Annotated in this window: 23 protein-coding genes and 1 pseudogene; 8 read left to right on the top strand and 16 right to left on the bottom strand. The window is 53.5% G+C overall.

Annotation, left to right across the window (positions count from 1 at the left end):
* Positions 1 to 73 precede the first annotated feature (73 nt).
* From AACZ64_RS00845 to dksA, 3 genes are all read right to left on the bottom strand, one after another.
* Positions 74 to 1,444, bottom strand: a complete 1,371-nt coding sequence (locus tag AACZ64_RS00845; RefSeq protein WP_293613895.1) for a sigma-54 dependent transcriptional regulator — start codon at positions 1,442 to 1,444, stop codon at positions 74 to 76.
* A gap of 105 nt (positions 1,445 to 1,549) precedes the next feature.
* Entirely contained in the window at positions 1,550 to 2,467 is a 918-nt protein-coding gene (gluQRS, locus tag AACZ64_RS00850) for a tRNA glutamyl-Q(34) synthetase GluQRS (protein WP_293613894.1), read from the bottom strand.
* Positions 2,468 to 2,488: 21 nt separating this feature from the next.
* A complete protein-coding gene (gene dksA / locus AACZ64_RS00855; protein WP_272991884.1) occupies positions 2,489 to 2,935 on the bottom strand; it encodes an RNA polymerase-binding protein DksA in 447 nt (148 codons plus the stop codon).
* A 252-nt stretch (positions 2,936 to 3,187) separates the two neighbouring features.
* Here dksA and AACZ64_RS00860 point away from each other — a divergent pair, with 252 nt between their 5' ends.
* Positions 3,188 to 4,348 (top strand): pyridoxal phosphate-dependent aminotransferase, encoded by a 1,161-nt coding sequence (locus tag AACZ64_RS00860; protein ID WP_339639589.1) that lies wholly within the window; start codon positions 3,188 to 3,190, stop codon positions 4,346 to 4,348.
* Entirely contained in the window at positions 4,345 to 5,055 is a 711-nt protein-coding gene (gene sfsA / locus AACZ64_RS00865) for a DNA/RNA nuclease SfsA (protein ID WP_339639590.1), read from the top strand. Before AACZ64_RS00860 ends, sfsA begins: the two co-directional genes overlap by 4 nt.
* 16 nt (positions 5,056 to 5,071) lie before the next feature.
* Here the strand turns inward: sfsA and rep are convergent, their stop codons facing one another.
* From rep to AACZ64_RS00885, 4 genes are all read right to left on the bottom strand, one after another.
* A complete protein-coding gene (gene rep, locus AACZ64_RS00870; RefSeq protein ID WP_339639591.1) occupies positions 5,072 to 7,105 on the bottom strand; it encodes a DNA helicase Rep in 2,034 nt (677 codons plus the stop codon).
* Between the two features lie 84 nt (positions 7,106 to 7,189).
* Positions 7,190 to 8,977, bottom strand: coding sequence for an alpha/beta fold hydrolase (locus AACZ64_RS00875; protein ID WP_293613890.1), 1,788 nt, complete (start codon positions 8,975 to 8,977; stop codon positions 7,190 to 7,192).
* Positions 8,978 to 9,056: 79 nt separating this feature from the next.
* Entirely contained in the window at positions 9,057 to 10,550 is a 1,494-nt protein-coding gene (locus tag AACZ64_RS00880; protein WP_339639592.1) for a YifB family Mg chelatase-like AAA ATPase, read from the bottom strand.
* A gap of 67 nt (positions 10,551 to 10,617) precedes the next feature.
* Positions 10,618 to 10,875 (bottom strand): accessory factor UbiK family protein, encoded by a 258-nt coding sequence (locus tag AACZ64_RS00885; RefSeq protein ID WP_297187463.1) that lies wholly within the window; start codon positions 10,873 to 10,875, stop codon positions 10,618 to 10,620.
* A gap of 315 nt (positions 10,876 to 11,190) precedes the next feature.
* Between AACZ64_RS00885 and AACZ64_RS00890 the strand changes: the two genes are divergently transcribed.
* The 4 genes from AACZ64_RS00890 (at position 11,191) to glnK (ending at position 14,117) form a co-directional block, all read left to right on the top strand.
* Positions 11,191 to 11,964 carry a TorF family putative porin gene (locus AACZ64_RS00890; RefSeq protein WP_297187464.1) on the top strand — a complete coding sequence of 258 codons (774 nt, stop codon included), beginning with the start codon at positions 11,191 to 11,193 and terminating at the stop codon, positions 11,962 to 11,964.
* Positions 11,965 to 12,017: 53 nt separating this feature from the next.
* Positions 12,018 to 12,356 (top strand): P-II family nitrogen regulator, encoded by a 339-nt coding sequence (locus AACZ64_RS00895; protein ID WP_036858463.1) that lies wholly within the window; start codon positions 12,018 to 12,020, stop codon positions 12,354 to 12,356.
* Positions 12,357 to 12,375: 19 nt separating this feature from the next.
* Positions 12,376 to 13,623, top strand: coding sequence for an ammonium transporter (locus AACZ64_RS00900; protein WP_036858462.1), 1,248 nt, complete (start codon positions 12,376 to 12,378; stop codon positions 13,621 to 13,623).
* A 155-nt stretch (positions 13,624 to 13,778) separates the two neighbouring features.
* Positions 13,779 to 14,117 carry a P-II family nitrogen regulator gene (gene glnK, locus AACZ64_RS00905; protein WP_036858461.1) on the top strand — a complete coding sequence of 113 codons (339 nt, stop codon included), beginning with the start codon at positions 13,779 to 13,781 and terminating at the stop codon, positions 14,115 to 14,117.
* Between the two features lie 110 nt (positions 14,118 to 14,227).
* On the opposite strand, the gene AACZ64_RS00910 is transcribed toward glnK, so the two are convergent.
* The 6 genes from AACZ64_RS00910 to AACZ64_RS00935 all read right to left on the bottom strand — a co-directional run bounded on the left by AACZ64_RS00910 (position 14,228) and on the right by AACZ64_RS00935 (position 18,972).
* On the bottom strand, positions 14,228 to 14,941 hold the full coding sequence (locus AACZ64_RS00910) for an SIMPL domain-containing protein (protein WP_293613885.1): 714 nt from the start codon (positions 14,939 to 14,941) through the stop codon (positions 14,228 to 14,230).
* Positions 14,942 to 15,029: 88 nt separating this feature from the next.
* Positions 15,030 to 15,926: a tyrosine recombinase XerC gene (gene xerC / locus AACZ64_RS00915; protein ID WP_293613884.1), complete on the bottom strand. Its 897-nt coding sequence runs from the start codon at positions 15,924 to 15,926 to the stop codon at positions 15,030 to 15,032.
* Between the two features lie 16 nt (positions 15,927 to 15,942).
* On the bottom strand, positions 15,943 to 16,641 hold the full coding sequence (locus AACZ64_RS00920) for a DUF484 family protein (RefSeq protein ID WP_339639593.1): 699 nt from the start codon (positions 16,639 to 16,641) through the stop codon (positions 15,943 to 15,945).
* Positions 16,638 to 17,468: a diaminopimelate epimerase gene (dapF, locus tag AACZ64_RS00925; RefSeq protein ID WP_339639594.1), complete on the bottom strand. Its 831-nt coding sequence runs from the start codon at positions 17,466 to 17,468 to the stop codon at positions 16,638 to 16,640. The genes AACZ64_RS00920 and dapF overlap by 4 nt, the downstream gene beginning before the upstream one ends.
* Before the next feature lie 58 nt (positions 17,469 to 17,526).
* Positions 17,527 to 18,774 carry a diaminopimelate decarboxylase gene (gene lysA, locus AACZ64_RS00930; RefSeq protein WP_339639595.1) on the bottom strand — a complete coding sequence of 416 codons (1,248 nt, stop codon included), beginning with the start codon at positions 18,772 to 18,774 and terminating at the stop codon, positions 17,527 to 17,529.
* 24 nt (positions 18,775 to 18,798) lie between these two features.
* Entirely contained in the window at positions 18,799 to 18,972 is a 174-nt protein-coding gene (locus AACZ64_RS00935) for a lipoprotein (RefSeq protein WP_293613880.1), read from the bottom strand.
* Positions 18,973 to 19,087: 115 nt separating this feature from the next.
* Between AACZ64_RS00935 and cyaY the strand changes: the two are divergent.
* Together cyaY and AACZ64_RS00945 are read left to right on the top strand one after the other, a co-directional pair.
* Positions 19,088 to 19,330: pseudogene (gene cyaY, locus AACZ64_RS00940) on the top strand (iron donor protein CyaY); the annotation flags it as partial.
* 188 nt (positions 19,331 to 19,518) lie between these two features.
* On the top strand, positions 19,519 to 20,265 hold the full coding sequence (locus AACZ64_RS00945) for a proteasome-type protease (protein ID WP_293613879.1): 747 nt from the start codon (positions 19,519 to 19,521) through the stop codon (positions 20,263 to 20,265).
* Here AACZ64_RS00945 and AACZ64_RS00950 read toward each other — a convergent pair.
* From AACZ64_RS00950 to AACZ64_RS00960, 3 genes are read right to left on the bottom strand one after another with little or no spacing between them, the layout of a single operon-like run.
* A complete protein-coding gene (locus AACZ64_RS00950; protein WP_293613878.1) occupies positions 20,219 to 21,262 on the bottom strand; it encodes a putative zinc-binding metallopeptidase in 1,044 nt (347 codons plus the stop codon). The two genes, AACZ64_RS00945 and AACZ64_RS00950, sit on opposite strands and share 47 nt — an antisense overlap.
* A complete protein-coding gene (locus tag AACZ64_RS00955; protein ID WP_293613877.1) occupies positions 21,259 to 22,197 on the bottom strand; it encodes an alpha-E domain-containing protein in 939 nt (312 codons plus the stop codon). The genes AACZ64_RS00950 and AACZ64_RS00955 overlap by 4 nt, the downstream gene beginning before the upstream one ends.
* The gene (locus tag AACZ64_RS00960; protein WP_293613876.1) at positions 22,197 to 23,642 is read right to left on the bottom strand and encodes a circularly permuted type 2 ATP-grasp protein; all 1,446 of its coding nucleotides are present in this window, start codon (positions 23,640 to 23,642) and stop codon (positions 22,197 to 22,199) included. Before AACZ64_RS00960 ends, AACZ64_RS00955 begins: the two co-directional genes overlap by 1 nt.
* Between the last annotated feature and the right edge of the window lie 20 nt (positions 23,643 to 23,662).

Raw genomic sequence — 23,662 nt, forward strand, 5'->3', positions numbered from 1 at the left:
TCATCAGTTTTGTTACCTATCTACACGACGGGCTGGTTAATAAGGTAACAGTTGGTTCTGGTGAAACAGCTGGCTAATCGTTTTTTTGACGGGGAATACCCAGCTTCTGGCGTCGTTCCCATAGACATTTGCGACTGATACCCAGTTTTCTGGCTAGCTCGGTCTCGCTCATGGCTTCCTGGTGTTCCAGTACAAAGCGGGTGAAATAATCCTCGAGCGACAATCCCTCCGGGGGGTCTGTGTCGATATGCTTGATGTTTGCCGGAGTCGAACGGAGACGGCTTGGTTGATCTCCAATCTCTACCAATGACAGTTCAATGCCCAGCAAGTCATGGCTGATCTGCTGATTTTCATCACACAGAATACTGGCCCGTTCCAGGGAGTTTTCCAGTTCACGGATATTGCCCGGCCAGTTATACATGGTGATGGCCTGGATGGCATCCGGTGCCAGCTTGAGATGATGCCTGTCGAGCTTTTGACCCTGTTTGGTCAGCAACATATCTGCAATTTCGAGGATGTCCTTGCCCCGTTCCCGCAGTGGTGGCAGGTTCAGGTTAACCACGTTGATCCGGTAAAACAGGTCTTCGCGAAAGCGACCCTGTTCACAGAGTTTTTTCAGATTGCGGTGGGTCGCTGCGACGAGACGCACATCCACTTTGCGCGACTTGACCGAGCCGATGGCGCGGACCTCTTTTTCCTGTATGACCCGCAACAGTCTTGCCTGGGCTTCCAGTGGCAGTTCACCCACTTCGTCCAGGAACAGTGTGCCGCCATCGGCAGCTGCGACAAGACCTTTGCGTGCTTCAGTGGCGCCGGTAAATGCCCCTTTCTCATGACCAAACAATTCCGCTTCAATCAGTGTTTCCGGGATCGCGGCGCAGTTAACACAGATGAGTTGTTTTTTTGCCCGGGGACTCTCATTGTGAATGGCGCTGGCAGCCAGTTCTTTACCGGTGCCTGTTTCCCCATGAATCAGAACCGTTGCATCGGTTCGGGCCACTTTTTGAATAATATTGTAAACGGTTTTCATGGCGGGACTTGAGCCGATCATGCCGCGATTTGACAGGTCGGGGGCATGGCGCTGTCCGACAGGACGTGGCTTGTCCATGATGCGGGTCACAGCTTCCAACAGCTCCGCATGATCGAAGGGCTTGGGGATGTAATCGACTGCGCCCATGCGCATGGTTTCCACAGCGCATTTTAGGCTGGCGTAGCTGGTCATGATCAATACCGGCACTGCGCCGGCCAACTGAATCAGGTCGGTGCCCGGTGCGCCGGGAAGTCGCAGATCGCTGATAATCATTGCAAAGTCAGTGAGCTCAAAACGAGTGAGCGCGTCTTCGATATTTTTTGCTTCACGGGTCTCGAAATGGTGATGTTCAAGCAGCCTTCTCAGTGAAGTGCGAAAAATATCTTCGTCTTCAACAATTAGAATCTTGTTCATGGCCAACCTGTATCAATAAGCGATCTGGTTTGCTTGCCGACCCGGGGATAATGCTCTATTAGAGTCAGTCAGACAATTTAGGCAATGGGGCGGATGATGTTCATTCTACAGTGCCGGCGCCGGTATTTGTATCAGGCGGGGTAATTGAGTCCGGTGCCAGTTGCTTATGCCCCACTCGAGCAATACTTCCGGATTGGTATTCGGCAGGTCAGCGGGCGGTTGCATGCCCAGCCAGTGCATGGCCGTGAGGAGGTTGGCCCCAGCCCGCCGGTTCTCCACCGGCGGTGCCAGATTTTGCTTGCTGAGTTTGTGTCCCTGCTCATTGACGGCGATCGGGAGGTGCCCGTAGACGGGAGTGGGCAGGGTTAGCAGTTGCTGCAGGCAGATCTGTCGTGCGGTGGAGTCAAGTAAATCACTGCCACGGATAATGTGGCTGATACCCTGGTGTGCGTCATCTATAACAACCGCCAGTTGGTAGGCAAACAGGCCATCTTTGCGAAGGAGCACAAAATCGCCTGCGGTTTGCTTGACCCATTGTTGTTGACGGCCCTGAAATAGATCGGTGAATGCGATCAAACAGTTGTCGGGAACCGACAGTCGGAGAGCGTGTGGTTGGTCGGGGTCGCCGGGAACGCAGCTGCGCTGATGCAGGCCGCCGGTATCTTGCAGGACCTGGCGACTGCAATGGCAGGGATACGCGAGGCCGCTGTGGCTGAGTTCTTCCAGTGCGGCAAGGTAAGCCTCGCTGCGCTGGCTCTGGTAGAGGGGCTGTCCATCCCAGAGCAGGCTGTGGGCTTCGAGTTGGCGGAGAATGGTATCTTCGGCACCGGGCAGCTGGCGGGGGGGATCAATATCCTCCATGCGGACCATCCAGGTTCCACCCTGCGCTTTTGCATCAAGATAGCTGGCCAGCGCGGTAACCAGTGAACCAAAATGCAATGGGCCGGTGGGAGAAGGCGCAAAGCGCCCTGTGTAGGCGGGGTGATTGCGGGGTGAGGCCATAGCAACTGAGGGAAGAGGCAAATTGCCATTTCCCTCAAGGCGTCAACCACCGGTCAGTTGCTTTTCCCTGATTTCATCAAGGGTTTTACAGTCGACACAAAGGTTTGCCGTGGGGCGTGCTTCCAGGCGCCGGATACCGATCTCAACACCACACTGATCACAAAAGCCGTAGTCGTTGGCTTCGATTCGCTCAATGGTGCTGTCAATTTTCCTGATCAGTTTGCGCTCCCGGTCGCGGGTTCTGAGCTCCAGGCTGAACTCCTCTTCCTGCGTGGCGCGGTCGGCAGGATCCGGGAAGTTGGCCGCCTCATCCTTCATATGGGATACGGTTCGATCAACTTCTTCCATCAGCTCGCGTTTCCAAGCCAGCAGAATCTGCTTGAAGTGGCTGCGCTGATTCTCGTTCATGAACTCCTCACCCTTCTTTTCCTTGTAGGGGGTGAAGCCATGAAGTGAGGCAATGGTGACAGTTTCTGCTTTCTTAGGCATTTTTTTCCATTCTCGGTAATTTGCGAGACCCGCGTTTATAGTGCCAGCGGGAAAATTTTTCAAGTAAAAAAACTGTTTTCCCGGTATTAAACCATTATAGACGTGTACGGGACGTTGCAATTGCAAGGCCAGAGTATAGCAATTTGCGCCACCTGTTTGGTTGACAGTGAAATAATCGCATAATGCTAATGAGTATAATAAATACTGATTATGTCACCCGTGTATCTTGTTGTGGCTTGAGGGCAGAATACCATGCAGACAGCGGAAAGAACCCGCAAGCTAACCTCTTTCAAAGTAGTAGATTTTCTCGAGGCGGCAAGGCGGCTTGAGGCAGAGGGCCGGGATATCATTCACATGGAAATCGGTGAACCCTGCTTCGCTACCGCAGCACCCATTTTAGAGGCGGCCCGTTTGGCGCTGGATCAGGGTAAAACGGCGTATACGCCGTCCTGCGGCATTCCCGAACTGCGTCTTGCCATCAGTGGTTATTACCGCCGGCGCTACGGTGTAACGGTTGACCCTGAACGCGTGATTGTCACCACCGGTAGCAGTGCCGCACTGGGGATGGTCTTTGAGTTGTTACTGAATCCCGGTGATGGATTTTTGCTGGCGGACCCCGGTTATCCCTGTAATGCCAATTTTGTCCGGCGACTGGATGCTGAACCCCAGCTTGTACCGGTAGGCCCTGAACATAATTATCAGTTGACCGCAGAATTGGTCAATCGCTACTGGCAGGCGAATACGGTCGGCGCCATGGTTGCGACCCCCAGCAACCCTACCGGGTCAGTCATTGACCGGGATCAGATGTCAGACTTGTATCGGGCAGTTGCCTCCCAGGGTGGAACTCTGGTGGTGGATGAGATTTATCACGGCCTGACCTACACGGCTGCGCCGCTCAGTTCTGCCCTTGAGGTGGCGGAAGATGTGCTGGTGGTAAACAGCTTCTCCAAGTATTTTGGCATGACCGGCTGGCGGTTGGGCTGGATGGTGGTGCCCGAGGCATTTGTCGACCTGTTTACGGTGATGGCGCAGAATTTTTATATTGCCAGCCCCACCCTGTCGCAGTACGCCGCACTCGCGGCACTTCAACCGGAGACCCTGCCAATACTGGATGGCCGCTGTGCGGACTTTCAACAGCGCCGGGACTATCTGGTGCCAGCGCTGCAGCAGCTCGGGTTTGCTATTGCCGGGCTGCCGGAGGGTGCCTTTTATGTCTATGCCGATGTGTCTGCCTTGACCGATGACTGTGAAGATTTCTGCTGGCGGTTGTTGAACGAGCACGGCGTGGCCTGTACTCCGGGGACGGACTTTGGTCAGCACCGCGCCAGCCAACATGTGCGTTTTGCCTATACTGAACCACTGCCCCGATTACAGTTGGCCGTGCAGCGGATTGAACGGGCGTTACAGTCATGAAGATTGTTCCGCCGTTTGAACGTGCCACATTGATTCAACGCTACAAGCGGTTTCTCGCCGATATTCGGCTGTCCAGTGGTGAAGAAATGACGATTCACTGTCCGAATACCGGCTCCATGAAAAACTGTTGGCAAGCGGAGACGCCGTGCTGGTTTTCCCGCTCTGATGATCCCCGGCGAAAATTGTCGGGAACCCTGGAAATTACTACCACCCCGGATGGCTTTCTCACCGGCGTCAATACCAACCGGCCCAACAAGCTGGTTCGCGAAGCGATTGAACAGGGTGTTATTGCAGAGCTGCAGGGTTATGAGTCAATTCGCGCGGAGGTGAAATACGGTGCCGAGAACAGTCGTATTGATCTGTTGCTGACGGGAGAGGAGCTTGCGCCCTGCTATGTGGAGGTCAAGAACACGACCCTGGGCGTAGGTGGTGGTCGGGTGCTGTTTCCCGATGCGGTCACCGAGCGCGGTACCAAGCATCTTCGGGAATTGATCAGTATGGTTCAGCAGGGTCATCGTGCGGTACTGGTGTTTTGTGTGCAGCACAGTGGTGCCGATTGTGCAGGGCCCGCCGATGAGATCGATCCGGTTTACGGTGCGACACTGCGACAGGCGATTGCTGCGGGTGTTGAGGTGCTGGTTTACGGATGCCGGATATCGGCAACGGAGATCGTTATCGACCGGCCACTGCCATTTCTGCTGGATTAACCGAGGCGAGCCCCGTTCAGGCAAACAAGCCTTTCAGGGCATCCAGTGAGTCGCGCCCTTTTTGTCGGGCCACCTCCGGATCACTCGGCTGCCCCATGCCTTCTTTTTCCAGGTCCTCCTGTGGCAGTTCATCGATAAAGCGGCTCGGAGTTGTCTCGGCGATCTCGCCGAACAGTTTTCGCCTGGCGGCCATGGTCATGGTCAGGGTTTGTCTGGCCCGGGTAATGCCGACGTACGCGAGGCGCCGCTCCTCTTCGATGGTATCCCCATCAATACTGTTGCGGTGGGGTAGCAGGCCTTCCTCCATGCCGATCATGAACACGTGGGGGAATTCCAGTCCCTTGGCGGCGTGCAGGGTCATCAGTTGTACCTTGTCATCGGCGGAATCCTCCTCCTGACGGTCGAGAATGTCCCGCAGCACCAGTTTGGCAATTGCATCCTCCACCGCGGTATCCTGCTGTTCCCGCTCTCCGGTAATGGCCAGTTCGTCCCTGGTCAGCAGTTGCCGGATTTGCTCGATCAGAAAGTTGACATTTTCCATGCGCTTTTCTGCAACCTTGCCACTGCTGGCGTTCTGGTGCAGCCAGCCTTCGTAGTCCATATCGTTGACCATCTCTCGGATGGCAGCAATCGGGTCGCCATTGCTGCAGTGGCTGGCCACCTGGCCAATCCAGTGCCTGAAACGTTGCAGTCGTTCCAGGTTGTTGGGCGCCAGCTGGCACTGTAGCCCGAGCTCATCAATACAATCCATTAGGGACATCTGCCGTTCGTTGGCGTAGCGTCCCAGTTTTTCCAGTGTTGAGGTGCCGATTTGGCGGCGCGGCGTGTTGATGATTCGCAAGAAGGCATTGTCGTCATCGCTGTTCACCATCAGGCGAAGATAGGCCATGATGTCCTTGATCTCGGTTCGGGCGTAAAACGAGGTGCCGCCGCTGAGCTGATAGGGCACGCCCTGGGCCTGTAGTTTCAACTCCAGCAATCTGGCCTGGTGATTACCCCGGTAGAGCACGGCAAAATCGCGGAAGTGACAACTTTTGCGCAATTTCGTATCGAGAATTTCATTGACGATGCGTTCGGTTTCCGCCTCCTCGTTGGCGGTGAGGATAATCCGCAAGGGGGCCCCTGGACCCAGCTCACTCCAGAGAGATTTGCTGAACAGGTGAGGGTTGTTGTCGATCAGCCGGTTGGCCGCCCTTAGAATGCGGCCAGTTGAACGGTAGTTTTGCTCCAGTTTGATGACGTGAAGCTCCGGAAAATCCTCCTGCAGTTGCTGCAGGTTTTCCGGCCTGGCGCCGCGCCAGGCATAAATGGACTGATCGTCGTCACCCACCACGGTCAGTGATCGCCTTGCTCCCACCAGCAATTTAACCAGTTGATACTGCGCAAAGTTGGTGTCCTGATACTCATCCACCAGCAGGTAACGAATGCGATTCTGCCATTTGCCGAGGATCTCCGGCGATTGCTGAAACAGCAGTGACGGGATCAGTATCAGGTCATCGAAGTCCACTGCGTTGTAGGCCCGCAGGGCGTCCGTATAACGCTGATAGACCAACGCTATTGTCTGTTCTTCACTACTGGCGGCATTTGCAAGGGTTTGGGATGGCGTCAGGAGATCATTTTTCCAGCTGGAAATCTGGTGTTGCACCCTGTCCAGATGATCGGCATCCAGGTCGGACTTCTTCAGCATCAGCTCTCGCAACAGGCTTTTTGCATCCTCTGCATCGAAAATGGAAAACCCGGGCTTAAAGCCGATCTGGACGATTTCGCTGCGGATAATGTGCAGGCCGAGATTGTGAAAAGTGGAGACGGTTAGCCCCTTGGCCTGTTGGCCGCTGACCAGCTTGGCTGCTCGCGCCTTCATCTCCCGGGCAGCTTTATTGGTGAAGGTGACGGCCGCAATATGACGGGCACTGATGCCGCATTGCTGAATCAGGTGGGCGATCTTGCTGGTGATGACACTGGTTTTGCCACTGCCGGCCCCGGCCAGTACCAGCAATGGGCCATCAATGTAATTTACTGCAGCACGTTGCTGGGTATTGAGTTTGTTCAAGTCGGTTTGCCGGTTTTGGAGGATGATCAGTGAGTCGCGGATTGTAGCAAGTGAATAGCTGCCGTCCACTGCTACCCAGCCGGATCAACCAAAAACGTATTTACCGGGCGCGGGCCATAGCACCTCATAATCCGTGCCTTCGGCACCCATAGTCGGTGGGGCAACCTGCTCGGAGGATTGGTCATCCAGCCAGAGATTCCAGGCCGGCCACCAAGAGCCGGAGTGACTCTCTACCGACTCCACCCAGCTGTCCGGGTCAATGTAAGGTGCCATGGGGTCCTGTGACTTGATCTGGTAGCGGCGGTGGGGATGCTCCGGCCCGGATACAATGCCGGCATTGTGGCCACCACTGGTGAGCAGGAAGGTGATATCCGAGCGGGCCATATGGTGGATTTTGTAGACGGATTTCCACGGTGCCACATGGTCGGCTGAGGTGCCCACTACAAAGAAAGGTACGCGAATATCCTGGATTGCGACAGGTTTGTCCTCCACCAGAAATTTACAGCTGGCCAACCGGTTTTCAACAAACAGTTCGTGCAGATAGCGACTGTGCATGGCTGCAGGCATTCTTGTGCCATCGGCATTCCAGGCCATCAAGGCGACGGGTTTCGTTTCCCGGCCCAGATAGTAGCGTTCCACCGCCGGGTTCCAGACCAGTTCCTGGGTGCGCAGCGCCTTGAAGGCACCACCCATACTGGCGGCTTCCAGGTAGCCGTCGGTCCACATCATGCTATCGAGAAAAGCCAATTGGCTGGCCCCCAGGAACAGTTTGATTTCGCCGGGCTCGGTGAAGTCCGTCTGGGCTGCCAGCAGGGTGATGCTGTTGAGACTGTCATCCTGCTCTCTGGCCAGGTAGGCTGCGGCCATTGCCAAGAGTGTTCCACCAATACAATAGCCGGTAGCGTTGATTTTGGCCTTTGGCACCACCGTTTTGACGGCATCCAATGCGTCCAAAATGCCTGATTTTATGTAATCCTCAATATCCAGTTCGCGATCATCTTTATCGGGATTTTTCCAGGAAATCATGAACACGGTTTTCCCCTGGGCAACCAGGTAATTAACCAGGGATTTTTCCGGCACCAGATCAAGGATGTAATATTTCATGATCCAGGCGGGTACGATCAGTACCGGCTCTCTGGCCACGGTTTCTGTAGTGGGGCTGTATTGAATCAGTTCGATCAGGTTGTTCTGGTAGATGACCTGGCCCGGGGTAATGGCCAGATTTTCCCCCACCTTGAAATCACCCATCTCAGGCCGGTTATCCCTGAGCAGTTTCTTTTGAATGTCCCGTTGCATATTGCCGATGCCTTCCAGCAAGTTCCGGCCTTTGTTTTCCCAGGTGGCTTTGAGAACCTCCGGGTTGGTTTGTGGCAAATTGGTTGGTGAGATGACCTCCAGGGCATGACCGTTAATAAAGTCTACCAGTTCCTTGCTGAACGGTCCCATACCCGGCAGATCCGTATCCGCTTCCTTCAGCCATTCCACCGCCATGCTGTGGCCCTTGGCCATGACGCTGAAAGGGACTTTTTTCCAGAGATCATTCATGAAATAAGGGTATTTTTTAGGGGGTGGATTCTCGCTTTTTTCGGTGATGGCCCGGGCGGTAAACGTGGATAGTCGCAGCAGCTTCTCAGAGAAATTCTGCAATAACCTCACGCGTCTGGCAGGAGAAATAGACAGGTGGGCCAGCCAGTCTGTGTAGGCCAGCAATAACTGAACAGGAGACAGCCCCTGAGATGCCTTGCCGATGATTGAGCGTATCCGTGAGTCTATTTTCTCGACAGATGCATCATTTAATCGGGGGATTTCGGCGATGAGATTATCCAGTTCATCAATCACACTGGAAACTGTTCTGTCCGGTTTTTCCGCCATGTATTGCTCCTTGGTTAAGTGTTGCCAGTATACCACCGCCCAGAGGTCATTTTTGTGGCAGTCGTTTGTCGATGGCAAATCAATGACTCAGTCTGAGTCTGTAGCCGAGGGCTTCAGTGAGGTGAGCCATGGTGATAGCGGCACTGTTGTCGAGGTCTGCAATGGTCCGTGTCACTTTCAATATACGATGAAATGCTCTGGGTGATAAACCGAGTTGTTCTACCGCCCGATTGAGCAGGGTTTTTTGTGGCTGGTCAAGTGCGCAAAAGGTAGCCACTTCCCGGCTGGAGAGTCGGGCATTGATTGTTCCCGCCCGGGTCAGCTGCCGCTGGCGGGCTGCCATGACCCTGTTGCGGATATCTGTGCTGCAGTCGCCATCGGTTTTTCCGTCAACCAGCCGGTCGCCCGGCAGAGGCGGGACTTCTATCTGTAAGTCGATGCGATCCAGCAATGGCCCGGAGATGCGATCGGAGTAGCGGTGTATCTGGTCGGGGGTGCAGCGACAGCGTTGGCTGCCGTAGTAGCCGCAGGGGCAGGGGTTCATTGCCGCAATCAGTTGGAATGCCGCCGGAAAGCGCGTCTGAGCCTGGACCCTTGAAATCATGATTTCGCCGGATTCCAGTGGCTCACGCAGTACTTCGAGGACCCGCCGGGGAAATTCAGGCAATTCATCCAGAAACAATACGCCGTGATGGGCGAGAGAGATTTCCCCAGGCCTGGGCACGCTGCCGCCACCAACCAGTGCTGTTGCAGACGCCGTATGATGGGGCGAGCGAAAAGGCGGATTGTAAAGCGTACCCCGCAAGCCGCGACCTGCTACTGAATGAATGGCGGCCACCTCGAGCATTTCCCGCTCCTGCAACGGTGGCAATATACTGGTGAGTCGGCTGGCCAGCATGGTTTTGCCTGTCCCCGGAGGACCGCTGAAGAGCAGGTTGTGGCCACCGGCAGCAGCGATTTCCAGTGCCCGTTTGGCCTGGTGCTGACCGATGATGTCGGCCATATCTCCATCCGTTTCAGCAACACTTGCCCTGGTGCCGCAGGAAAGGGGCTCAATCGGCTGATTGCCATTCAGGTGTGCACAGACTTCGAGCAGATGGGTGGCGGCGATAACCCGGGTTTTGCTGCTCAGGGCTGCTTCCTCCGCATTCATGGTAGGCAAGATCAGGAGTCTGCCCGACTTTCCACAAGCCAGTGAAGTCGGCAGTACCCCCTCCACGGGACGCAAGTCCCCCGACAGCGCCAGTTCACCGATGACTTCGTATTGATCGAGCTGGTCAGCAGGGATTTGTGCCGACGCGGCCAGCACCCCCAGCGCAATCGCCAAATCGAAGCGACCCCCTTCCTTGGGCAGATCGGCGGGTGCCAGGTTAATCGTGATGCGTCGGGCGGGGAAATCGAAGTGAGTGTTCAGCAGGGCGCTGCGAACCCGGTCCTTGCTCTCTTTCACGGCAGTTTCCGGCATGCCCACAATTGACAACCCGGGGAGTCCGTTGGACAGATGAACCTCCACGGTCACGGCGGGGGCATCGATGCCGTATTTGGCGCGGGTATGGACGATGGCAAGTGACATGGATGCCCTCCTTGGCTGGCATGTCGATCAGATGGTGCTTCCTTTGTATTAGGGCGGCCGGGACCGTTCAGTCTTGCCGATTCTCCAATTGTGCTTCAAGCCTGGCGAGCTGTTGCTCGAGTTGTTCCAGCTTTTCCCGGCTGCGCTTCAGGACAGCCTGCTGCGCATCGAACTCGTCCCGGGTCACCAGCTCCAGCTTGTCGAAAGCAGCCTGTGCAGCCGTTCGCAGCTTCTGTTGCATGTCGCTACCCAGGGCCTCTGCGCCCGGGGTAATGACATTGTTGAGTTGGTGCAAAAACTGGTTGATGAACTCGTTAGGTCGCATTGATGGGCCGCTCCGAATAAGTGGTGATCTATTTTAAGGAGATCACTCTGTATGTACAGAGCACTTTAGTGACGGCTGCTTCCGGGCAGCAGTAAGCAGTGGGGCTTCCAGCGAAGTTTTTTGGTGCGATGACAGATTTGGTGAGTCCATTTGTGCACAAAAAAGGTGCATTGAGAGGTTGGTGCCCGCTTTACAGGAGTTCAATTACCGCTTTTTGAAGGTTGGCATGCCAAATGCATTAAGTGCTGATGTACCAATTACAAACCGTGATTGCATGTTTAATTTTTCGCTGTTGTTTATATTTTGGAGAAGCATATGAACGCATTTAAAAAGTCTCTGGTCGTTACCTCTATGGCGCTGACCTTCCCCTTGGCTTCCAATGTTGCGCAGGCCTACGAGGTCTCTGCCAACGTCACAATCGCTTCGGATTACAGATTCCGTGGGATTTCACAGAATGACACTGAAATTGCCATACAGGGTGGTTTTGATGTCGCGTTTGATAACGGACTGTACGTAGGTACCTGGGGTTCCCAGGTGGATTTCAATGATCCGGACAGCTCTGATGCTGGGCTCGAGCTGGATTACTACTTTGGTTACGGTGGCGATCTCACTGAAGAGGTTAGCTATGACGTCGGTTATATTTACTATGATTACCCCGGTTCCGATGCAACTGCATTTCCTCTGACCGGTAATCGTGATCTCGACTACCAGGAACTCTACGGTAGCCTGTCCTACAAGGGCGGCACACTGGGTTTCGCGTACTCTGACGATTATTGGCTGGAAACCGGTGAATTCTGGTATCTCTACGCGGACTACGGTTTCGAGCTGCCCCACGGGTTTTCATTGGGATTCCATGCGGGCTACAACAAGTTTGAAAATAAAAGTACTGACAGTGGCAAGGATGGCGAAGAAGCTTTCCTGACCGATGGTGAAGATAAGTACACCGACTACTCCATCACCCTCGGCAAGTCCTGGCAGGGACTGGATTTTGCACTGAGCTGGGTTGATACCACGCTGGACGATGAAGAGTGCTTCGATACGTCCTGGTGTGACAGCACGTTGTTGTTTTCCATTAGCAAAAGCATGTAATTGAACGGTGGCACCCGGCATGTCGGGTGCCACTATCTCTGAGGAGCAATGCAATGAAAATGATTACAGCAGTTGTCAAGCCCTTCAAACTGGATGACGTGCGAGAAGCGCTTGCCGCCATCGGTGTTCAGGGTGTGACGGTGACCGAGGTAAAAGGGTTTGGCCGACAAAAAGGCCACACAGAACTGTACCGTGGTGCTGAATATGTGGTGGATTTTTTGCCCAAGGTAAAACTGGAATTGGCCCTTGCGGATGAAATGGTGGACGGCGCTATCGAAGCGATTACCTCTGCCGCTCATACCGGCAAGATTGGTGATGGCAAAATCTTCATTTCGGATTTACAGGAAGTCATTCGAATTCGCACCGGTGAAACCGGTGTAGAAGCAGTTTAAGACACGGGAGACTACGACAATGAGTCCTGAAATTATTGAAGTTAAATACGCGCTCGATACATTTTATTTTCTGATCGCTGGCGCGTTCGTGATGTGGATGGCAGCAGGTTTTGCCATGTTGGAGGCCGGCCTGGTTCGCGCCAAAAACACCACTGAAATTCTTACCAAAAACGTCGCACTGTTTGCCGTTGCCTGCACCATGTATCTGTTTGTGGGTTATACCATCATGTATGGCGGCAGCGCGGGCGGTTTCCTGCCCGATGGCTGGTTCGGTAACAGTATTGCAAATGCTTCTCTCGAAGAGGTGCTGGCCAGCGACGGAGACACGTATTACTCCGGCGCGTCGGACTTCTTCTTCCAGGTGGTATTTGTGGCAACCGCGATGTCGATCGTATCCGGTGCTGTTGCCGAGCGGATGAAGCTCTGGGCCTTCCTGATTTTTGCCGTGGTCATGACGGGTGTAATCTACCCGATTCAGGGAATGTGGACCTGGGGTGGTGGTTTCCTTAGTGAAGCCGGTTACTCCGACTACGCCGGTTCCGGTATTGTCCACATGGCCGGTGCTGCCGCTGCCCTGGCGGGTGTGTTGCTGCTCGGTGCCCGCAAGGGGAAATACGGTGCCAACGGACAGATCAACGCTATTCCGGGTGCCAATATGCCTCTGGCAACACTGGGTACCTTCATTCTCTGGATGGGTTGGTTTGGCTTCAACGGTGGCTCTGAGCTGGTGGTTTCAGATGTCAGTTCCGCCAATAACGTGGCCAGTGTCTTCGTCAACACCAATGCGTCAGCCTGCGGCGGTTTGATCGCTGCCCTGTTGCTGGGTCATATCCTCTTTGGTAAGGCGGATCTCACCATGGCACTGAACGGTGCTCTGGCTGGTCTGGTCGCCATTACTGCCGGTCCTCTGGCACCGAGCCCTGTGGTGGCAACATTGATCGGCGCCATTGGCGGGATCATTGTCGTGTTTTCCATCGTCGGCCTGGACAAAATGAAAATTGATGATCCCGTAGGGGCCATCTCTGTTCATGGCGTGGTAGGTATCTGGGGTGTTCTGGCTGTGCCATTCACCAATAGTGACGCCTCATGGGGCTCTCAGATCTACGGCATCGTGGTGATTTTCCTTTGGGTCTTTGTGATGAGCCTGATTGTCTGGGGTATTATCAAGGTCGCCATGGGTATCCGCGTCAGTGAACAGGCAGAGTACGAGGGTGTTGATGTGTCCGAATGTGGCATTGAAGCCTATCCCGAGTTCACTAAAAGCTGATTCTTCTTCCCACTTCCAGGGGGCCGGTCGAGATGACTGGCCCCCTGTTTTTATGTTTGACTTGAAAACCGGGTAACCGGGGTGCAATTATTGATGGGAAGGTGTATCTTTTGCCGTCAATTGTTCGTTCTAAATAAAATGTACAAGGTAAATCTATGAAGCTTATTACAGCTATTGTAAAACCCTTCAAACTGGACGATGTCAGAGAGGCGCTTGCAGAGGTCGGCGTTCAGGGTATCACTGTCACTGAGGTAAAAGGTTTTGGACGCCAGAAAGGCCACACTGAACTCTATCGTGGTGCGGAATACGTTGTGGATTTCCTGCCCAAGGTAAAACTGGAAATTGCGCTTGATGACAACCACGTCGATGTTGTGGTTGAAGCGATCACCAAGTCTGCCCAAACCGGTAAAATCGGCGATGGAAAAATCTTTATTTCTACACTGGAAGAAGTGATTCGTATTCGTACCGGAGAAACCGGTAGCGACGCCATTTAGATGGATGGCCGGGCTGAATGCCCGGCAACCCATAATTTTCCTGCCCTATCCCTCTTTCTTCTTTCGCTCGTTATCAGTTTGATCACACATCTATCGGAGCTTTTATCGGCTCAGGGGCTGATGATCAGGTCAAAGCTCACTTGAAGATTATCGCTATAGGTGATTTCGTCGGGTAGGTAGGTTCCCGGACGAGCAGCGCTGTTGCGCACCATCATCGTCTCCATGCTGGATGCCTTCATCATGTCGCCAGAGGGCGGTGTATTGCGGTGATAATCGATTCGCACGACAGGCCCAAGCTCTGCACCGTAGGCTTTTGCAAGCGCTTCAGCCTTGGTCTTCGAGTCTGAAATTGCCAGCAGATGGGCTGCCTGAATGTGTTTGGCCATTTCGCTATTTTCGTAGCGTACGTTATCAATACCCTCCAGCCGCTGGGCTAGTGCCTGGTCCATCACTTCGGTGAGTTGTGTCATATCCTTTAACGTGACAGTGAGTCGGCGGACCGCTTCATAACCGCTGAACAACCGATTACTGTTGGTGTGTTCGTAGCGAGGGTAAATGCGAATGGATGAGGCCACCAGGTCATCCTGTGAGATAGACATTGTTTTGAGTTGATCGATAAAGGCATTTACCCGGTCATCTACATCGCGCTTCGCTTCCTGACCGGATTTGCGGGTGGCCCGGACGCTCAAGTCAACGATGGCAGTATCAGCGGGAACAGTTATTTCGCCGTAGCCATTGGTGGAAATCAGTCTTCTATCACTTTCATCATGGGCCTGGCAGGACAGAGACAGGAACAGTAAAGGTAACAATAGGACGTTGCGCACAATAAAACTCCGTTGGTGTATGTTGAGAAACCATAGCAAAAGTGGGGCAGGCAATGGATGCCTGTAACCGGATAGCCTCAGCAACCGCTCACTTTTTTTGGGCGCGGGGATGAGACTGATCATAAATCCTGGCAAGGTGCTGGAAGTCCAGGTGGGTGTAAACCTGAGTTGTGGATAAATTGGCATGGCCCAACAGTTCCTGAACAGCGCGAAGATCGCCGCTGGATTCCAACAGATGGCTTGCAAATGAGTGGCGCAGCATGTGGGGATGTATTTTCCCGTCCATATTTTGCTTGAGACCGATTAGTCGCAGCCGTTCCTGAATGGCGCGAGTAGAAATGCGTTTGCCCTGGCGGCTGACAAATATCGCTCGCGTGTCGTCATTGGCATATTCGCGGCGCCTTGTGAGCCAGGCCTTCAAGGCTCTGATTGCATGGCTTCCCACGGGCAGTTGCCGCGATTTGTTTCCCTTCCCGGTGACCGTCACCAGTTGATCATTCAGGTCGATGTCTCCCAGGTTCAGGGCTGTTAATTCCGATAGCCGCAGGCCGGAGGAGTAGAACAGCTCCACGATGGCCAGATCCCTGCAGTCGATCCAGCTTTCCGCCGAGAATGCCAGGAAGCGTGCAACTTGGTCCGTATCGAGGGTTTTTGGCAGTTTTTTCACGGATCTTGGTGCACTGATCGCCATCGCCGGATTGGCTTTCAGCCACTGTTGTTTGAGCGCGTAGTTAAAGAAAGTTCTCAGTGACGCGAGCCAGCGATCCAGGCTGCGTCCGCCCAGCCCTTTGCGATGCAGGGTGGTCAGGCAGCTACGAATATGTTGACTGTCCAGCTGTAACAACGATAGGGATTGCTTTTCACACCAGTCGTCCAGTTTATGCAGGTCGCGAAGATAGCCCTTGATGGTGTGAGTGGAAAGCCTGCGTTCGCTGCGTAAGTGCTGTTCAAATTGCTGGAGTCGATCAGTGGAGTCGGGCAGCATCGGTTCGGTCCCTCGGCTAGGGTAGCAGGCGGGGAATAATGCGATTCAGTACCTCTGCAATATAGCTGAGGAACAGCGTCCCCATGCTGCTCCGATAGTAGTTTGGATCAGTATGGCCTATAGCCAGCACGCCGAACACCGTGCCGTGTGTCAGGGGTACGGCAGCCACAGATCCCACATTTTTAGCCTCATTGCCAAACAGAAAAGCCAGCTCGTCACTACCCAGAACCCCACAGATAGCCCGATTGGTGCGCAGTAGTGTCCCGATATGATTATTGGCCTGCTCCACACTAACCATCCGCACATGGGGGTTCAGTTCAGAGGTTGATTCGTCACCAAACAGGAGCATGCTGTGGAATTGAACCTGGAAGTCTGTGCTGAGACTGTTGGAGGTGGCGTTGACAATGGTTGCGAGATCCTCTGCTTCCAAAAGGGTCAGAATGAGCCGTTTGGTTTTTTCGAAGAGTTTGTCATTGATTTTTGCTGAATCCAGCATGGCATTGAGCCGTTGTCGCATTTCCAGATTGCGTTCCCGTAAAACGGCTACTTGCCGTTCAATCAACGAGATGGCTGGCCCACTGTCGTGGGGCAGCGCTATGACTTCAAGCAGGTCTGGGTGATCTTCAAAAAAACTCGGGTTCGTTTCCAGGTAGGTTTTAATCTGGGCAGGGGTCAGCAATTCTTCAGTATGTGGGTTTTTTTGCTCTGTACTCATATTTTTATCCGTCCATGAAAAACGGTGGTGGCCGGTCCGGACATGATTACCGGCTGATTCTCGCCTGGCCACTCGATCTGGAGACTGCCGCCCGGGAGGTTGACGGTTACGGACGAGTCTAGCAGGTCTTGCAAGTGGCCTGCCACTACTGCGGCGCAGGCCCCGCTTCCACAGGCCAGTGTCTCCCCGGCGCCCCGTTCAAAAACCCGCAGGTTGATCTGTTGGCGGTTTAGAATCTGCATAAAGCCCACGTTGACTCTCTGGGGGAAACGATGATGGCCCTCAATCGCCGGTCCCAGTGTGTCAACCGGTGCTGTTTGTACGCTGTCGACGGTGAGGACTGCATGGGGGTTGCCCATCGATACTGCGCAGATCGACAGCTCTTTGCCACCGACTGACAGGGGATAGCTGATAGCCTTCACGTCGGCAACAAACGGAATATCCGGCGGGGTCAGAATGGGTACGCCCATATTGACTTCGATCAGATTGTTGGCTTTAACCCGCAGCGTGATAATGCCTTTCCCGGTTTCCACCCGTAACGTGCTTTTTCCGGTGAGGTGTCTGTCCCGGACAAATTTGGCAAAACAGCGAGCACCGTTGCCACATTGCTCAACTTCATTGCCATCCTGATTGAAAATCCGGTAGCGAAAATCCACATCACGGCGACTGGGTGGCTCTATCACGAGGACTTGATCGCAGCCAATACCAAAGTGGCGATCCGCCAGCTTGCGGGCTAGCGCCGGAGTCATGGCAATAGCCTGAGAGACGCCGTCAATGACGACGAAATCATTACCCAGTCCGTGCATTTTGGTAAAGCGTAACAGCATAGCCCAGTTATCTTGTATTAAAGGTTTATTCCCAGGGTAGTTCGGTTTCGCTGCAGGTTCAGGTGGGTAGCAGAGTCTCTCCGCGAATGAGGTCTTCGACGGTTTCCCGAGCCCTGACCTGATGGGCCTGGTTGCCATCCACCATGATTTCTGCCGCCCTGCCCCGACTGTTGTAGTTCGAGCTCATGGTAAATCCATAGGCTCCGGCTGAATAAACGCACAGCAGGTCTCCCTGCTCAAGCGCCAGCCGTCGATTTTTCCCCAGAAAGTCTCCGGTTTCGCACACTGGACCGACAATATCCCAATGCTGGGGTGTGCCGGTATGGGGCGATACCGGTTCGATAGCCATCCATGCTTCGTAAAGTGCCGGCCGGATCATATCGTTCATGGCGGCATCTACAATGGCAAAGTTTTTGTCTTTCCCCGGTTTCAGGTATTCCACCCGGGTTAGAAGGATACCGGCGTTTGCCGCTATCGATCGTCCGGGTTCGAGTACCAGCGTCATTGGCGATTGGTCGAGCTGTTGTCGAATAGCCGCGATGTATTCCGAGGGATGAGGCGGTTGCTCGTTCTGGTAGCACACGCCGAGTCCACCCCCCAGATCCAGGTGTTCCAGCTTGATACCGTTGGCAGACAGTTGTTCTACCAGTTTCAGCACCCGATTTAGTGCATCGATAAAAGGTGCGATCTCAGTCAATTGGGAACCGATGTGGCAATCAATACCAGTAATGGTCAGGTGTGGCATTTTGCTGGCGGTCAGGTAGACATCCAGCGCCTGGCTGATATCAATGCCAAATTTATTGTCGCGCAGGCCGGTGGAAATATAGGGATGGGTTTTTGCATCCACATCGGGGTTGACCCGCAGGGAAATACTTGCCTTTTTACCGGATTCACCTGCGATCCGATTGAGTACTGCAAGCTCAGCTTCCGATTCAACATTGAAACAGTGGATCCCGACCTGTAATGCCCGGGCCATCTCCGACGGCTGTTTGCCCACGCCGGAAAAAATGACTTTCGCGGGATCTCCTCCTGCTGCCAGAACACGCTCCAGTTCACCCACCGAAACAATGTCGAATCCAGCACCGAGCTGGGCCAATACATTTAATACGGCGAGGTTGGAATTGGCTTTCACCGCATAGCAAATCAGGTGATGTCTATCCGCCAGTGCATCCTGATAAGCCATAAAATGTTCTGTAAGCGCCGCCCGGCTATAGACGTAAGTGGGTGTACCGTAGCGCTCGGCAATCCTGGTGAGGGCAACGCCTTCGGCGCACAATCTGCCGTCTCGGTAATCAAAATAGTTCATGGCTGGCAGCAACCCTTTGGTGAATTATGCGTCGGTGTCCGAAGGCTGGCCTTCTTCCTCTTCCGGTGGTTGGGTTTGTTGTTCGGCAGGCGCCTGTTGCACCGGCTCGGGTGGAAGGTATAGCGGACCTTTATTGCCGCAGGCGGACAAGCCGATAAAAAACGCGCTGAGCAATATCAGTGCAAAAAAACGTTGCATGTGGGGAAGCCTGTATTCTGATTCCGGGAATTCCTGCGAGTATAGCGGCTGTCACCCTAAACACTCAATCGCGTATACTCTTCAATGAGTTCAGTAATGCTTTCAAGAGTTCTATCCTATGACTGAAATTGAGTTCACCCAACTGGCAGACGAGCTGATGCTGTCCAGCGGCTTGGATATTGATTATGAAAGTGCCGGCGGCGTGCTGTTACTTACTATCGAGGTGGAAAACTCCAAAGTGATTATTTCCCGGCAGCCGGCGATGCTCCAGATATGGTTGGCTGCCAGGTCCGGTGGATTTTATCTGAATTACCACGATCAAACCTGGCGTTGTGCTACGGCAGCTGAAACTTTTTAGACTCTGCTGAACCGTGTTTGTCGGGAGCAAGGCGCGGGCGAGCAGAGGATTTTGATCACTCGAATGGCTAGTCAGATTGGTTTCAGGCACCAGGAACAAGCTAATGGCTTTTACGGACCGGAGCCCTTATCCTTCCCGGTCTGGCGATTGGCTCACCTCTGCGTTTACATGAATTGGTTTGTAGTTATATGACGTATTGCGTTTCGATAAGACTGAATGAAGGACTGGTTTTTTGTTCTGATTCACGTACCAATGCTGGTCCGGACAGGGTCAGTACCTACAGCAAGCTGCATCGTTTTTCCATCCACGGTGACCGCCAGATGATGATGATGTCAGCAGGTAATCTGGCCACCAGTCAGGCAGTGATGGCCCAGATTGAGCGGGATCTCAAAGAGGATGCCGAATTCAATTTGCGAAAGGCCTGCTATCTGTCTGAAGTGGCTGATTATATTGGTGAACTGAGTGTCAGGGAGCAAAGCAAACACAAACAGAATGGGGTCAAGGCCGGCTTCAACGCCGAGGCAACCTTTATTTTGGGTGGACAAATCAAGGGAGTGGATACCGAGCTTTACCTGATATATCCCGAGGGCAACCACATCACCTCCTCGGAACAGTATCCATTTTTGCAGATCGGTGAAACCAAATACGGTAAACCGATACTGGACCGGATTGTTCGCCCCGAAACGCCCCACGAGACAGCCATGCGCTGTGCTCTGGTGTCGCTGGATTCAACGATGCGCAGTAACGCTACTGTGGGACCACCCATTGAGCTGCTCTACTATGAAGCAGACAGTCTTAGCAACCCGAACAAATATTATAAATTTGAAGACAATGATCCCTATCTGGTCATGTTGCGGCAGAGTTGGGATGAAAATATACGCAAGGCGTTTAGTGAATTGCCATCGTTGAGCCAAGTGTTTGGAGCTGACTTATAACCCGGTCAACAAATACCAGCTTGTTCTCCACTTGGTGGTTGATGATAAAGGGGTAAGCGTCTTGCCGCCCGACACTCCGGTTAAGTTCATTCAGGGTGATGCTCAGTTCTCGCCAGATATCAATGCGCGTTTGCATGTCCATGGCTGAGGGTCCGTGATTGATGACACCGTGAGCCGCGGCCGTTTCCAGTGCATCATAGATGTGCAGGTAGTGGCCCCAGCTTTCAGCCCAGTCTTCAGATGGATGGGCACTGGCATAACTGCTGATGAAATGATCGGCCCAGTCCGGTGTCGGTCCATGCCTGTAGTATTCATCCAGCGCACTGCGGTAATCCTGGCGTTCATCACCGAAGACGTTTCTGAAAGCCTGTTTCACGTCATTATCCGGATTGAGTCTTGACCAGTAATAATGCCCGGATTCATGGCGGAGGTGTCCAAGTACGGTGCGATAGGATTCTTTCATTTCAGATTTTACGGTCACCCGGGCGATGTCGTCCGCTTCCATCACGTTGATAGTAATGACCCCACCGAGATAGCCGGTGGTGACAAACGTTTCTGCAAAAAGCGGTTGTGTGCGGCCATCTTCAATAAAATCCAGTAGCAGGCCGCGTTCGGGTTCTGCCCAGCCGTTTTCAAAGGGTAGGCCCAGTTGAATCAAAGTGAAAAACAGGCGTTTTTTGCCTTGTTCCAGTCGCAACCAGCGAGCCCTGTTCTCGGGTTGACTCTGGTTGGGAACAGTGCGGTTGAATTGACAGGCAGTGCAAAGTGAGTAGCCGCTTTCTTTGGGGAGCAGCCAGTTACAGACACCAAATTCCATTTCGTTGCTGCAGAAGCGGAAGAGCTGTTGATCGCTGGCTTCGAACAATTGGCCATGCACGGCAGTCAGTGTCCGCATTTCCATATTGCCGGGGTCAAAACCCAGATTGGTTTTGCAGTATAGGCATTGGCGACTTTCAAAAAAAACCTGATTGCCACAGTGGCAGAAAAACTTCTTCATGATTGCATGGGCAAAAACCAGGCTGTATTGATGGCATCATCAAGTTGATTGAGTGATATTTGCAGCTGATCGATAAATTGGTGCAGTTGTGCCAGAGTCATGTTCTCTGCATCAAACCGGGTCAGCTTTTGCAGTGCCGATTCCACTATCTGGATCGCGTCGCCATTGTTGCTCAGTGGCTGCAGTTCTTCAAGGATTCCTGTCAGGCAAAAGTAAACGGTACGGGGTAGCCTGGCTTCCTTGAAAATAAAGTTGACCACGGCGTTTGGCTCCACCAGCGGGCCAATTTTGTGGCGATAGGCGCTCATCGCCGAGAGCGATTTAAGCATGCTGCCCCACAACAGGGGATCGATTGCCTGATTGGTCTCTGCCCTGCCCAGAATAGCGCCTGCACCCACATCGATGATGCGGGTACTCATGTCAGCTCGTTCCAGCAGGTGCCCCAATTTTATAAAGCGGTGTGAGTGTTCCCTGAAAAGGGTGGTCATCAGCAGGCCATTGACCATCTGGCAGCGGGAAATAATCTGTTCCAGAAATTCGTAGCGGTGACGTCGACCAATCGACTTTTCTGCCGTCTCCTGCGTGTAGATGAACAGTTCATTGACATGCTCCCAGGTCTCTTCGGGTAGTACATCGCGCGTGGTGCGGACATTCTCTCGAGCGGCCTTTACCGAGTTGCTGATGCTCGAAGCATTTTCCTGATCCGCAATCAGGAAGCGGAGTACATTCTGTTCATTAAAGACCCGATACCGTTTTGTATAAACAGGCTCTGCATCCAGCATTTGGATGAGCACTTCCCAGCCAACCTGAGTGTCACGGGGCAAATCCATTATCAGGTGAGTGTAGGCATTGGTCAGTCTGGCCGTGTTCTCTGCACGTTCCAGATAGCGGGCCATCCAGTAGAGTCGTTCGGCAACGCGGGACAGCATCGTCATCAGTTCCCCTCCACAATCCAGGTGTCTTTGCTGCCGCCGCCCTGAGAGGAGTTGACCACGAGAGAGCCTTTCGTCATGGCAACTCTTGTCAGTCCGCCCGGTGTGACCCAGGTATCTTTGCCCTGCAGGATAAAGGGGCGCAGATCCAGGTGGCGCGGTGCGACAGTGTGGTCGATATAGGTCGGTGCAGTCGATAATGACAGGGTGGGCTGAGCAATATAGTTGCGTGGATTATTTTCAATTAGCGCGGCAAACTCCCTGCGCGTCTGTGCGCTGGCATGGGGACCGACCATGATGCCGTAACCACCGGACTCATTGGCGGGCTTTACCACCAGCTTGTCGAGGTTGGACAGCACATACTCACGGTCTTTTTCGATCATGCAAAGATAGGTTTTTACGCTATCGACCAAGGGTTCCTGTTTGAGATAATAGCGAATCATATCGGGGACATAGGCGTAAATGACCTTGTCATCCGCTACGCCGCTTCCCGGGGCGTTGGCAATGGCAACATTCCCCGCCTTCCAGGCCCGCATGATTCCCGGAACCCCTAACATGGATTCCTGGCGAAATACCTCCGGGTCAATAAAGTCCTCGTCTATGCGCCGGTAGACCACATCCACTTTTACCGGCCCGTCCACGGTGCGCATGTACACGCAGTCGTCATCGCCGGTGTGCAGATCGCTACCCTCTACCAGTTCCGCGCCCATACTTTGGGCAAGAAATGCATGTTCAAAATAGGCGGAGTTGTAGATACCGGGCGTCAGGACCGCAATGCAGGGTTTCCGGGTTTCGCGGGGAGAGAGTGAAGCGAGTGTTTGATAGAGTTTTGACGGATAGTCGTCTACCGGCTGGATGCTGTAGTTTTCAAAAAGCTCCGGCAGAACACGTTTGGTGATTTCCCTGTTTTCCAGCATATAGGACACACCGGAGGGCACCCGTAGATTGTCCTCAAGCACATAGAATTTTCCGTTGCTGTTGCGCACCAGATCGGAGCCACAAATATGGGCCCATGCGCCATAACGAGGCGAAACCCCTCTGCACTGGGGTTTGTAATTGGTGGATTCAAGGACAATGTCTGCAGGGATCAGCTGGTCAGCAAGGATGCTCTGTTTGTTATAAATATCATCGATAAAGCAGTTGAGAGCACGGGTGCGCTGTTGTAATCCAAGACTGATCTTCGACCACTCCTTTGCCGTGATGGTCCGGGGGATGATGTCGAATGGCCAGTTTCGATCAATATTGCCGCCCTCTGTGTAAACCGTGAAAGAGATGCCCATATCCCGTATGGCCAGCTCTGCGGCAGAGCGTCGTTCATTAATCTCCTCCTCTGGCAGGCGCTGCAGAAAATTGATCATGCCCCGTGCGGCAGTTCTTGGATTTCCTGAACTGGTTAGCAGCTCGTCATAAAACAAGCTGGAGTTATAGCCTTGCCAGGTGTTATTCATAAATTGTCATGCACCTCCTG

The sequence above is a fragment of the uncultured Porticoccus sp. genome, assembly GCF_963975625.1.
Taxonomy (GTDB): domain Bacteria; phylum Pseudomonadota; class Gammaproteobacteria; order Pseudomonadales; family Porticoccaceae; genus Porticoccus.